At 73.2% G+C, this 12,502-nt stretch carries 10 protein-coding genes; 8 read left to right on the top strand and 2 right to left on the bottom strand.

Features of this window, described 5'->3' with window-relative positions:
- The 7 genes from CRM73_RS15410 to CRM73_RS15380 form a co-directional block, all read left to right on the top strand.
- The coding region (locus CRM73_RS15410) for an NAD(P)H-hydrate dehydratase (protein ID WP_305067808.1) at positions 1 to 346 on the top strand (346 nt) is incomplete at its 5' end.
- Between the two features lie 135 nt (positions 347 to 481).
- Complete coding sequence (glgX, locus tag CRM73_RS15405; protein WP_017833337.1) at positions 482 to 2,668, top strand: glycogen debranching protein GlgX; 2,187 nt, start codon at positions 482 to 484, stop codon at positions 2,666 to 2,668.
- Between the two features lie 84 nt (positions 2,669 to 2,752).
- Entirely contained in the window at positions 2,753 to 5,110 is a 2,358-nt protein-coding gene (gene treY / locus CRM73_RS15400) for a malto-oligosyltrehalose synthase (protein ID WP_229588348.1), read from the top strand.
- Between the two features lie 5 nt (positions 5,111 to 5,115).
- The gene (gene treZ / locus CRM73_RS15395; RefSeq protein WP_229588346.1) at positions 5,116 to 6,987 is read left to right on the top strand and encodes a malto-oligosyltrehalose trehalohydrolase; all 1,872 of its coding nucleotides are present in this window, start codon (positions 5,116 to 5,118) and stop codon (positions 6,985 to 6,987) included.
- Between the two features lie 107 nt (positions 6,988 to 7,094).
- On the top strand, positions 7,095 to 8,120 hold the full coding sequence (locus CRM73_RS15390) for an aldo/keto reductase (RefSeq protein ID WP_051063761.1): 1,026 nt from the start codon (positions 7,095 to 7,097) through the stop codon (positions 8,118 to 8,120).
- Between the two features lie 19 nt (positions 8,121 to 8,139).
- Entirely contained in the window at positions 8,140 to 8,817 is a 678-nt protein-coding gene (locus CRM73_RS15385) for a LysE family translocator (protein WP_035924818.1), read from the top strand.
- Between the two features lie 116 nt (positions 8,818 to 8,933).
- Positions 8,934 to 10,025, top strand: coding sequence for an inositol-3-phosphate synthase (locus tag CRM73_RS15380; protein WP_229588344.1), 1,092 nt, complete (start codon positions 8,934 to 8,936; stop codon positions 10,023 to 10,025).
- Positions 10,026 to 10,092: 67 nt separating this feature from the next.
- Here the strand turns inward: CRM73_RS15380 and CRM73_RS15375 are convergent, their stop codons facing one another.
- Positions 10,093 to 10,881 (bottom strand): phosphatase, encoded by a 789-nt coding sequence (locus CRM73_RS15375; RefSeq protein WP_095650574.1) that lies wholly within the window; start codon positions 10,879 to 10,881, stop codon positions 10,093 to 10,095.
- Positions 10,878 to 12,170: a glycosyltransferase gene (locus tag CRM73_RS15370; protein WP_229588342.1), complete on the bottom strand. Its 1,293-nt coding sequence runs from the start codon at positions 12,168 to 12,170 to the stop codon at positions 10,878 to 10,880. Before CRM73_RS15370 ends, CRM73_RS15375 begins: the two co-directional genes overlap by 4 nt.
- A gap of 70 nt (positions 12,171 to 12,240) precedes the next feature.
- Between CRM73_RS15370 and CRM73_RS15365 the strand changes: the two genes are divergently transcribed.
- On the top strand, positions 12,241 to 12,502 hold a 262-nt coding region (locus CRM73_RS15365), incomplete at its 3' end, for an alanine racemase (protein ID WP_370658550.1).

Below are 12,502 nucleotides of genomic sequence, written 5' to 3'. Positions count from 1 at the left end.
CGCGGAGGCGACCGGCGCCGTCGTCGTCCTCAAGGGCGCCACCACCCTGGTGGCGTCCCCCGACGGGACGCTGTTCTCCCAGGCCGACGGCAGCCCGTGGCTGGCGACCGCCGGCAGCGGGGACACCCTCGCGGGCATCATGGGCGCGGCGCTCGCCGGCAGCGCCGAGGACCCGGACGCGTTCGCCGCCGCGGGGGACTGGGCCCGCGGGGACGACCGCCGCGCGGTGGCCGCCGCCCTCGCCGTGGCCGTGCACGGCTACGCCTCCCGGCTGGAGGGCCTCGGCCCCGTGCCCCCCACGGCGCTGTCCGCGAACGTGCGCACGGTCCTGCGCCGGGACCGCTGAGCCGACGGTCCCGGCCCCGGCGGACCGCCCCGGGGACACGGGCGCCTCCGGTCCGGGCTAAGATCGATCCCACTTGCCCCAACACCCAGCCCGCTGACGGTGACCCCTGCCCGGCGGTACGACAGGAGATCCCCCATGGAAGTCTGGCCAGGTCAGCCCTATCCCCTCGGAGCCACCTTCGACGGGACCGGCACGAACTTCGCCCTCTTCAGCGAGGGCGCCGAGAAGGTCGAGCTGTGCTTGTTCGACGAGCTCGGCACCGAGACCCGCATCGACGTCGCGGCCCAGGACAGCTACGTCTGGCACTGCTACCTCCCGACCGTCCAGCCCGGGCAGCGCTACGGCTACCGCGTGCACGGACCGTGGAACCCCGCCGAGGGCCAGCGCTTCAACTCCGCCAAGCTGCTGCTCGACCCCTACGCCAAGGCCGTCTCCGGCCAGATCGACTGGGACCAGGCGCTGTTCTCCTACGACTTCGGCGACGAGGACTCGTTCAACGACGAGGACTCCGCCCCCCACATGATGATGGGCGTGGTGATCAACCCGTTCTTCAACTGGGAGGGCGACCGCACCCCCCGCACGCCGTACCACAAGTCCGTGATCTACGAGGCCCACGTCAAGGGCCTCACCCAGCAGCACCCCGAGGTCCCCGAGGACCAGCGCGGCACCTACGCCGGCGTGGCCCACCCCGCGGTGATCGCGCACCTGAAAAAGCTCGGCGTCACCGCCATCGAGCTCATGCCCGTGCACCAGTTCGTGCAGGACAGCACCCTGCTCGACCAGGGGCTGCGCAACTACTGGGGCTACAACACCATCGGGTTCTTCGCCCCGCACAACGAGTACCACTCCACCAACGACCTCGGCGGCCAGGTCCAGGAGTTCAAGGCCATGGTGCGCGCCCTGCACCAGGCCGACATCGAGGTGATCCTCGACGTGGTGTACAACCACACGGCCGAGGGCAACCACATGGGCCCCACGCTGTCCATGAAGGGCATCGACAACCAGGCCTACTACCGGACGGTGGAGGGCGACCAGAAGTTCTACATGGACTACACGGGCACCGGCAACACCCTTAACGTCCGCCACCCCCACTCGCTGCAGCTCATCATGGACTCCCTGCGCTACTGGGTGACCGAGATGCACGTGGACGGCTTCCGCTTCGACCTCGCCTCCGCCCTGGCCCGCGAGTTCTACGACGTGGACAAGCTGGCCACGTTCTTCGAGCTCGTCCAGCAGGACCCGGTCGTGTCCCAGGTGAAGCTCATCGCCGAGCCGTGGGACGTGGGCCCCGGCGGCTACCAGGTGGGCAACTTCCCGCCCCAGTGGACGGAGTGGAACGGGAAGTACCGGGACACCGTGCGCGACTTCTGGCGCGGGGAGCCCGCGACCCTCGGCGAGTTCGCCTCCCGGATCACCGGCTCGGCGGACCTCTACGAGCACAGCGGCCGCCGGCCGTTCGCCTCGATCAACTTCGTCACCGCCCACGACGGCTTCACGCTGCGGGACCTGGTCTCCTACAACGAGAAGCACAACGAGGCCAACGGCGAGGGCAACAACGACGGCGAGTCCCACAACCGCTCCTGGAACTGCGGCGTGGAGGGCCCCACCGACGACCCCGAGGTGCTGGCCCTGCGCTCCCGCCAGCAGCGCAACTACCTCGCGACGCTGCTGCTGTCCCAGGGCACGCCCATGGTGCTGCACGGCGACGAGCTGGGCCGCACGCAGGACGGCAACAACAACACGTACTGCCAGGACAACGAGCTGTCGTGGATCAACTGGGACACCATGGACGGCCCGCTCACTGAGTTCGTCGCCGCCGTGACCCACCTGCGCCACGACCACCCGTCCTTCCGTCGCTCGGAGTTCTTCGACGGCCGTCCCGTCGAGATGGACGCGGACGACACCGGCCGCCCGATGCCCGACATCGCGTGGCTGACCACGGACGGCGCGCCGCTGAAGCCCGCCGACTGGGACGAGCCCCTGTCCCGCTCCTTCGGGATGTGGCTCAACGGCAACGGCATCGCCGGCGTGGACATGCGCGGGCGGCCCATCACGGACGTGAACTTCATCGTGTACTTCAACTCCAACCCGGAGCCCGTGAAGGTCAAGCTCCCGCCGGTGCGCTACGGCCGGCAGTGGGAGGAGGTCATCGACACCGCGGGCAAGTACGCCGACGGCCAGATCCGCAAGGCCCGCACCTCGATCACCCTGGACGGCAAGTCCATGGTTGTGCTGCGCGCCTACGAGGCCCCCGAGGAGGAGCCCGACGCGTCGGTCGCCGCCTCCGTGGCCGCGTACGCGAAGACGCCGCAGGACCAGTGAGCTGACGGCCCCGGCAGGCTGTCGACCCGGACACGGGTCGACAGCCTGCTGGCGTTTCCGGGGCCGGGCCGACAGACTGGTGCGGTGCGCACACCTATCTCGACCTACCGACTCCAGATCACCTCCGACCTGACGCTCGACCGCGCCGCGGGGCTCGTGGACTACCTCCACGACCTCGGCGCGGACTGGGTCTACCTGTCGCCGATCCTCCGGGCCGTCGACGGCTCCGACCACGGCTACGACGTCGCGTCCCCCGCCGAGGTGGACCCCGTCCGGGGCGGCGCCGCCGGGCTCAAGGCGCTCGCCGACGCCGCCCACGCCCGCGGCATGGGCGTGCTGGTGGACATCGTCCCCAACCACCAGGGCGTCGCCGCCCCGGAGCAGAACCCCTGGTGGTGGTCGCTGCTCGCGCAGGGCCAGGCCTCGCCGTACGCGAAGGCCTTCGACGTCGAGTGGGCGTCCGGCGGCGGCCGGGTGCTGATCCCCGTGCTGGGCGACGGCGACGACGAGCTCGCGCAGCTGCGGGTCGAGGACGGCACGCTGCGCTACTACGACAACGTCTACCCGCTGGCCGAGGGCACCTGGGCGGAGGGCGACGAACCGCAGGCCGTCCACGACCGGCAGCACTACGAGCTGGTGAACTGGCGCCGCGGCGACGCCGAGCTCAACTACCGCCGGTTCTTCACCGTCGCCACGCTCGCGGGCGTGCGCGTCGAGGACCCGGAGGTCTTCGAGGAGTCCCACGCGGAGATCAAGCGGTGGATCGACGAGGGCCTCGTCGACGGCCTGCGCATCGACCACCCCGACGGGCTGCGCGACCCGCGGCAGTACCTCGAGCAGCTGAAGGAGCTCACGGGCGGCGCCTACGTCGTCGTCGAGAAGATCCTCGAGCCCGGCGAGCGGCTGCCCCGCGACTGGGCCACCGCGGGCACCACCGGCTACGACGCCCTCGGCGTGATCGACCGGCTGCTCACCGACCCGGCCGGGGAGTACGCGCTCACCAGCCTGGACGCCCGGCTGCGGGGCGGGGAGCCCGTGCACTGGGACGAGATGATCCACGGCACCAAGCGCGCCATGGCCGACGGCGCGCTGCTGGCCGAGGTCCGGCGCCTCGCCCGCCTCGTGCCCGAGGACGCCGGCCTGGACCGGGCCGTCGCCGAGGACGCCCTGGCGGAGATCCTCGCGAACTTCCCCGTCTACCGCAGCTACCTGCCCGAGGGCGCCGAGCACCTGCGGGCGGCCCTCGACGCCGCCCGGGAGCAGCGCCCGGACCTCGCCGGCGCGATCGGGACCCTGGGCGGGCTGCTCGGGGTCGACGCCACGGACGAGGCCGGGCTCGGGGAGCTCGCCCGCCGCTTCCAGCAGACCTCCGGGATGGTGATGGCCAAGGGCGTCGAGGACACCGCGTTCTACCGCTTCCCCCGCCTGACCTCGCTGACCGAGGTGGGCGGCGACCCGTCGCACTTCGCCGTGACCCCCGCGGAGGCGCACGCCGAGCTCGCCCGCCGGGCCGCCGAGGAGCCCCTCGCGATGACGACGCTGTCCACGCACGACACCAAGCGCTCCGAGGCGGTGCGGGCACGGATCACCGTGCTCGCCGAGGCGGGGGAGCAGTGGGCCGGCGTGGTCGGCACCGTCAAGAAGCTCGCCGAGCAGGCCGGGGCCCTCGTGGGCGACGGCCCGCTCGTGAACCTCGTGCTCCAGGCCGTGGTGGGCGCCTGGCCCATCTCGCAGGAGCGCGTGCTGGACTACGCCCTCAAGGCCGCCCGCGAGGCCGGCAACTCCACCGCCTGGGTCGACGGGGACGCCGGGTTCGAGCAGCGGCTCACCCGGTTCGTCGAGCTCGTCCACCACGACCCGCAGATGCGGGCCGTCATCGAGGGCTTCGCCGAGCACGTCACCGCGGCCGGCTGGGCGAACGGGCTCGCCGCCAAGCTCGTCCAGCTCACGATGCCCGGCGTCCCGGACGTCTACCAGGGCTCCGAGCTGTGGGCGGAGTCCCTCGTGGACCCGGACAACCGTCGTCCCGTCGACTTCGGGGCCCGGGCCGCCGGGCTCGCCCGGCTGGACACCCCCGTGGGCGGCACCGCCGACGGGATCCCCGCCGTGGGACCGGACGGCGCGGCCAAGCTGCTCGTCACCAGCCGCGCCCTGCGGCTGCGCCGGGACCACCCCGAGCTGTTCACCGGCTACACCCCGCTGACCGCGTCCGGCCCGCTGGCCGGGCACGTGTTCGCGTTCGACCGCGGCGGCGCCGTGACCGTGGCCACCCGCCTGCCCCTCGGCCTCGCCGCCGCGGGCGGCTTCGACGGCGAGACCCTCGAGCTGCCCGCGGGCGGGTTCGAGGACCTGCTGACCCGCCGCACGCACTCGGGCACCGTGGCGCTGTCCCGGCTGCTCGCCGACTACCCCGTGGCGCTGCTGCGCCGGAAGGACTCCTGAGCCCCATGAACACCCGCGAGCACCTGAACCGCTTCGACGTCTGGGCCCCGCACGCCAGGACGGTGACCGTGCGGATCGAGGGCGACGACCACGACATGATCCCCGCCGCGGACCTGCCCGAGGACTCCCCGGCGGGCACGGCGGCACGCCGCGACGGCTGGTGGACCCTGCCCGACGGCGCGGACGTCCCCGAGGGCACCGTGCGCTACGGCTACCTCCTGGGCAAGACCTTCGACGAGGGCACGGCGCAGGAGCGCTCGCAGGTCTCCGAGGTCCTGCCGGACCCGCGCTCCCGCCGCCAGCCGCAGGGCGTGCACGACCTCTCCTGCACGTTCGAGCCCTCCGCGCACCGGTGGGGGGACGCCGCGTGGACCGGGCGGACCCTGGCCGGGTCCGTCGTCTACGAGCTGCACCCCGGCACGTTCACCCCGGAGGGCACCCTCGACTCGGCGGTCGAGCGGCTCGACCACCTCGTGGAGCTCGGCGTGGACTTCGTGGAGCTGCTGCCCGTCAACGGCTTCAACGGCGAGCACAACTGGGGCTACGACGGTGTCCTCTGGTACACCGTGGACGAGTCCTACGGCGGGCCCGCGGCCTACCAGCGCTTCGTGGACGCGTGCCACCAGCGCGGGATCGGCGTGATCCAGGACGTCGTCTACAACCACCTGGGCCCGTCCGGGAACTACCTGCCCCTGTTCGCCGACTACTTCAAGCCCGGCTCCAGCACCTGGGGCGACCTCATCAACCTCGACGGCTGGGGCTCGGACGGCGTGCGGGACTACATCCTCGACAACGTCGAGATGTGGCTGCGCGACTACCACGTGGACGGGTTCCGCCTCGACGCGGTGCACGCCCTGCAGGACCACCGGGCCGTGCACATCCTCGAGGAGATCGCCGAGCTCGTGGAGCGCGTGGGCGTGGAGACCGGCAAGCCCCTGTTCACCGTCGCGGAGTCCGACCTCAACGACCACCGGATGATCACGCCGACCACGGCCCACGGCCTCGGCATGACCGGGCAGTGGCTCGACGACTTCCACCACGCCGCGCACGTCGCCCTCACCGGGGAGACGCAGGGCTACTACGCAGACTTCGCCGCCCTCGGCACCCTCGACAAGGTGATGCGGGACGCGTTCTACCACGACGGCACCATGTCGGTGTTCCGCGGCCGCCACCACGGGCGGCCGGTCGACAAGCAGCGGGTGCGCCCGTGGCAGTTCGTCACGTGCATCCAGAACCACGACCAGATCGGCAACCGCGCCGCGGGGGACCGGATCAGCGCGAGCCTCACGCCGGACCAGCTCGTGCTGGGCGCCGCACTGCTCCTCACCCAGCCGTTCACCCCCATGCTGTTCATGGGGGAGGAGTGGGGCGCGTCCACGCCGTGGCAGTTCTTCACCGCCCACCCCGAGCCCGAGCTCGGGGAGGCCGTGGCCAAGGGCCGCAAGGCGGAGTTCGCGTCCATGGGCTGGGACGAGGACACGGTCCCGGACCCCCAGGACCCGAGCACGTTCACGAACTCGAAGCTCGACTGGGACGAGCTCGGCCGGGACAACCACGCCCGAGTGCTGAGCGCCTACCGCGAGCTCATCGCGCTGCGGCGCGCCGTGCCCGAGCTCACCGACCCGCGCTTCGACACGATCGGCACCGACCTCGACGAGGACGCCCGCTGGTTCGTGCTGCGCCGTGCCACGGCCCCGGGCTCCGACCACGGCGTCGCGGTGCTGCTGAACTTCGGCGCCGGGCCCGCGCAGGTCCCCTTCCCCGGCCGCCCGGACGCCGAGGTGCTCTACCGCTCCGGCGACGTGTCGCTGACCGCGGGCTCCGGCGGCGGCGTCGCCGCGCTGCCCGCCCACGGCGCCGCCGTGGTGCGCTACTGAGCCCTCTCCGCCGTCCACCGAACGACCTCCCCGACCCTCGAAAGGCCCCCGTGCGCACCTACGGACCCGACGTCCCCTACCTCCCGGCCGACGACCGCTACGAGACCATGCCCTTCCGCCGCGTGGGCGACTCCGGGCTGAAGCTGCCAGTGATCTCGCTCGGGCTGTGGCACAACTTCGGCGACGACAAGCCGCTCGCCACCCAGCGCGCCACGCTGCGCCGGGCCTTCGACCTCGGCGTGACCCACTTCGATCTCGCCAACAACTACGGCCCGCCGGCCGGCGCCGCGGAGCTGAACTTCGGGCGGATCCTGGCGCAGGACCTCGCGCCGTACCGGGACGAGCTCGTGATCTCCTCCAAGGCCGGCTGGACCATGGGCCCGGGCCCGTACCACTTCGGCGGCTCCCGGAAGTACCTCGTGTCCTCCCTGGACCAGTCCCTGCAGCGGATGGGCCTGGACCACGTGGACATCTTCTACCACCACCGCCCGGACCCGGACACCCCGCTCGAGGAGACGATGCGGGCCCTCGACCACATCGTGCGCTCCGGGCGGGCCCTGTACGTGGGGATCTCCTCCTACAACGCCGAGCTGACCCTGCGCGCCCAGCAGATCATGCGGGAGCTGGGCACGCCGCTGCTGATCCACCAGCCGTCCTACTCGATGCTCAACCGGTGGATCGAGTCTCCCGGACCGTCGGGGACCTCCCTGCTGGGCGCCCTGACGGAGACGGGGATGGGCTCGATCGTGTTCTCCCCCCTGGCCCAGGGCATGCTCACGGACCGGTACCTGGACGGCGTCCCGGAGGGCTCCCGGGCCGCCGCGGAGAAGTCCCTGAACCCGGAGTGGCTGACCGGCACGACCCTGGAGAAGGTCCGCGGTCTGCACGAGATCGCCGCCGCCCGCGGGCAGAGCCTGGCCCAGATGGCGATCGCGTGGGTGCTGCGCGAGCAGGCGGACGGCCAGGTCACCACCGCGCTCGTCGGCGCGTCCTCGCCGCAGCAGCTCGAGGACAGCGTGGGCGCCGTGCACCACCTCTCCTTCACCCCGGAGGAGCTGGAGTCGATCGACCGGCTGGCCACGGACTCCGACATCAACATCTGGGCGGGCGCCCGCGACTCCAAGACCGCGTGAGCGGCGGGGCCCGGTAGCCGTGGAGGCCTCGCAGTACCTCGCCCTGCTCGGGCTGTGGATCGCAGGGATCGTCGCCCCCGGCCCGGACGTCCTGGTGATCCTGCGCAACGCGTCGCTGGGCTCCCGGGCGGCCGGCGTGCTCACCGCGGTGGGGGTGATGACCGGCAACCTCGTGTGGATCACGCTCTCCCTCACCGGGGTGACCGTCCTGATCGGCCAGGCGGACACGCTCCAGCGACTGATCCAGGTGGCCGGGGCGCTGTTCCTCGGCTGGCTGGGCGTGAGCGGGATCCGGGCGGGTCTCGTCGCCCGGGCCGTGCCGGACCGGGTGCCGAGCGCGGCGGGCGGAGGGCCCGGCAGCGTCCCGGGGGAGCCGCAGGCCCCGCCGGGGCGCTCCGTCACCCCCGGCCGGGCCTTCGTGCTCGGACTCGTGACGAACCTCTCGAACGCGAAGGCCATCATCTTCTTCGTGGCGCTGTTCGCCAACGTGGTCCCCGTGGGCGCGCTGTGGTGGGAGGCGGCCCTGGTCTTCGCGCTGCTCGTGGCCGTGGGCCTCGCCTGGTTCACCGCCGTCGCGTGGGTCGGCTCGGTCGAGCGGCTGGCCGCGGGCTTCCGGCGGCACGGGGCGGCCGTGGAGCTCGCCGCCGGCGTGCTGTTCCTCGTGCTGGCCCTCGGCCTGCTGCTCAGTGCGCTGTGAGCCCGCCGGCCGGCCCCGGGGCCGAACCCGCCCGCGGCGGGCACTAGACTGGAGCGCTGGGTCCTGCCCGGCCGGGCGCCGGGGACGGGACCCAGACGACCAGACAAAGGAGTCCCGTGTCCCACCATCCCATTCGCGTGGCCGTCGCCGGTGTCGGCAACTGCGCCTCCTCACTGATCCAGGGCGTGCACTTCTACGCCGACGCCGACGCCGACCCGGCCGCCACCGTGCCGGGGCTGATGCACGTGGTCTTCGGCGACTACCACGTGTCCGACATCGAGTTCGTGGCCGCCTTCGACGTCGACGCCGCCAAGGTCGGGTACGACCTCTCCGAGGCGATCGGCGCCGGGGAGAACAACACCCTGGTCTTCGCCGACGTCCCGCACACCGGGGTCACCGTCCAGCGCGGGCCCACCCTGGACGGACTCGGATCCTACTACCGGGAGATGGTCCAGGAGTCGGCTGTGCCCCCGGTGGACGTGGCCGCCGCCCTGCGCGAGGCGCAGGTGGACGTGCTGGTGTCCTACCTGCCGGTGGGCTCGGAGGAGGCCGACCGGTTCTACGCCCAGGCCGCGATCGACGCCGGGGTGGCCTTCGTCAACGCGCTGCCCGTGTTCATCGCCTCCACCGACGAGTGGGCACAGAAGTTCACCGACGCCGGAGTGCCGATCGTGGGCGACGACATCAAGTCCCAGATCGGGGCGACGATCACCCACCGGGTGCTGGCGAAGCTGTTCGAGGACCGTGGCTACGTGCTGGACCGGACGTATCAGCTCAACGTGGGCGGGAACATGGACTTCATGAACATGCTCGAGCGCACCCGGCTGGAGTCCAAGAAGATCTCCAAGACCCAGGCGGTGACCTCCAACGTCCAGCGGGAGTTCGGCACGCGCGACGTGCACATCGGGCCCTCGGACCACGTGCCGTGGCTGGAGGACCGGAAGTTCGCCTTCGTGCGCCTGGAGGGCCACGGCTTCGGCAACGCCCCGATCTCCCTGGAGTACAAGCTGGAGGTGTGGGACTCCCCGAACTCGGCCGGGGTGATCATCGACGCGATCCGGGCCGCGAAGATCGGGGCGGACCGCGGGATCGGGGGCCCGCTGACCTCCGCGTCGGCGTACTTCATGAAGTCCCCGGCCGAGCAGCTGCCCGACGACGTGGCCAGGGCGGACCTGGAGGCCTTCATCCGCGGCGACCGCGAGCGCTGAGCCCGCCGCCCCCGGAGCACGGGGCCCCCGCACCGTTGCCGGTGCGGGGGCCCCGTGCTCCGGGGGCTCAGAGGTAGTCGGCCAGGCCGGCGCGGTGGAGCACGAACGCCGTGACCGGTTCGTAGACGCGCGGCGGGAGGTTGTCGTCGAGCGGCACGGCGACCTCGACCTGGCCCTGCGCCTCCGCCACGAACACGCCCGGGTCGTTGCAGTCGGCGACCGCGATGGTCCGCAGCCCCCGGGACCCGGCCGCCCCGGCGAGGCCGTGGTCGGCGACCACGAGGTCGGGCGGGTTCTGCCCGTCCCGGCGCAGCTTCTCCAGGGTCAGGGACATCGGCCCGGGGAAGTGGGTGTGCCGCAGCCCGCCGTACTGCTCGACCATCACGACGCTCTCGATCTGCCGGACGTCGCCGTCCTCGAACGGGAAGCCGTCCGGGACCTGCACCACGTGCGCCCCGGCGCGGCGGGCCACCCGGGCCAGCTGCGCGTAGACCGGGAACAGGCCGGCCGGGTGGCCGGTGGCGAAGAGCACGCGCCCGCCAGCGGCGACCACCTCGCCGAGGACCCGCGCGTAGCGTTCCAGCCCGGCGACGGCCAGCTCTGCGGAGATCGTGTCCTGGCCCTCGGCGTGGGCCCGGTCGGGGGAGATGCCGACGCGGTCGCGCATCAGCGCGAACACGTCGTCGAAGCTCCACTCCCGGGTGCGCACCACGCCCATGTGCTGGTGCTGGTCGCCGTCGAGGAAGCCCTGGATGTTGCGCAGGTTCGCCTCCCGGGAGGTCGCCACCGCTCCGGTGATGCGGTGGTCGTCGAGGTGGCGGGCGAGGTCTGCGGGGGAGAGGGGGGAGGTCGTCACCGTTCGAGTGTATTCAGGCGCCGGCCGCTACCGTCGCGTATCCCCGTCCGGGCGCGGACCCGGGCGTAGACCTCCGCGGTGGCCAGGGCGGTGCGGTCCCAGGAGTGGCCCTCGGCGCGCCGGGCGGCGGCCCGGCCCATGCGCTCCAGGGCGGCCGGGTCGCCGGCGAGCTCGACCACGGCCCGCGCCCACGAGCCGGGGTCGCGGTCGGGCACGAGCCGGCCGGTGAGCCCGTCGAGCACCGCGGTGCGCAGCCCGTCCACGTCCGTGGCGAGCACCGGCGTGCCGCAGGCCTGCGCCTCCAGGGCCACGAGGCCGAACGTCTCGGAGGAGGAGGGGACGGCCACGACGTCGGCCCGGCGCATCCGGGCGGCGAGCTGCGGGGCCGGCAGGGCGGGCCCGAAGCGCACGACGTCCTCCAGCCCCAGCTCCCGCACGCGCTCCCGGAGCGCGGCCGTGAAGCCCCGGGTGCCGACCCCCACGACGTCCAGCTCCACGGGCAGGCCCGGGTCGGTCCGCCGGATCCGCGCGAGCGCGTCGACGAGGACGTGCGGGCCCTTGAGCGCCTGCAGGCGCCCGGCGAACAGGATCCGCAGCGGGCGCCCCGGTGAGCCGGGGGGCGGCTCGTCGGCGCGGCGCGGCTCGCCGGGGGCGGGGTCCGGGGAGAAGGCCGAGAGGTCGACTCCGGGGGTGATCACGGTCAGGCGCCCCGCGTCGGCGTCGTAGAGCTCGATCATCTGCAGCGCCTCGGTCCGGGTGTTCACCACCGTGGCCTCGGCCCGGGCGATCAGCCCGGCCTCGGCCTCGGCGCGGGAGGCCGGCTCGAGGCCCTCCCCGGTCCGGGCGCGCAGGTTCTTCCCGAGCGCCGTGGTGTGCAGGGTCAGGACGAGGGGGACGCCCCAGCCGTCGGCGAGCTCCCGGCCCGCGGCACCGGAGAGCCAGTAGTGGGCGTGCACGACGTCGGGCCGGTCGGCCTCCGCGCGGAGCACCTCCGCGAAGGCCGCGGTGAACCCGGGCAGGTACTCCTTGCTCGCCCCGGCGGCACCCGGCAGCGAGACGGTGAGCAGCCGCAGCCCCTCGCGGATGCGGGTGCGCCGCACGCCGGCGACGGCCGGGGCGCCGCGGCCCCGGTCGAGGGTGGCCATGTCCACGGTGTGGCCGGCGTCCACCAGGGCCTCGGCGAGGTGGCGCACGTAGACGTTCATCCCGCCCGCATCCCCCGACCCCGGTTGCTCGAGGGGACAGGTGTGCAGGCTGATCAGCAGGACGTGGCGGGGCGCGGCGGACACGGCTCAACTCTAGCCGCCGGGCCCGGGGCCCCGGTCCGGGCCCGGGGGCGGCGGTGCCACAATGGGAGCCGTGAACCGTCCAGACCCCGTCCCGGCCGCCCCGTCCGGATCCGCCCTCCCCCCTCCGCCCCGGTGCGAGCGCAGCGCCGTGGTCGACCTCGCCGCCGTCCGCGCCAACGTGCGCCGGCTCCGTGACCTCGCCGCCCCCGCCCGGCTCATGGCCGTGGTCAAGGCCGACGCCTACGGCCACGGTGCGGTGCCCGTGGCCCGGGCGGCACTCGAGGCCGGCGCCCACGCCCTGGGCGTCGCCCACGTCGGCGAGGCCCTCGCCC

Origin of the sequence: Kocuria sp. CCUG 69068 (genome assembly GCF_020833785.1) — a bacterium.
GTDB lineage: Bacteria > Actinomycetota > Actinomycetes > Actinomycetales > Micrococcaceae > Kocuria > Kocuria rosea.
Note: the sequence above shows the minus strand (reverse complement) of the source record. Positions and strands in the feature narration are given on the sequence as shown.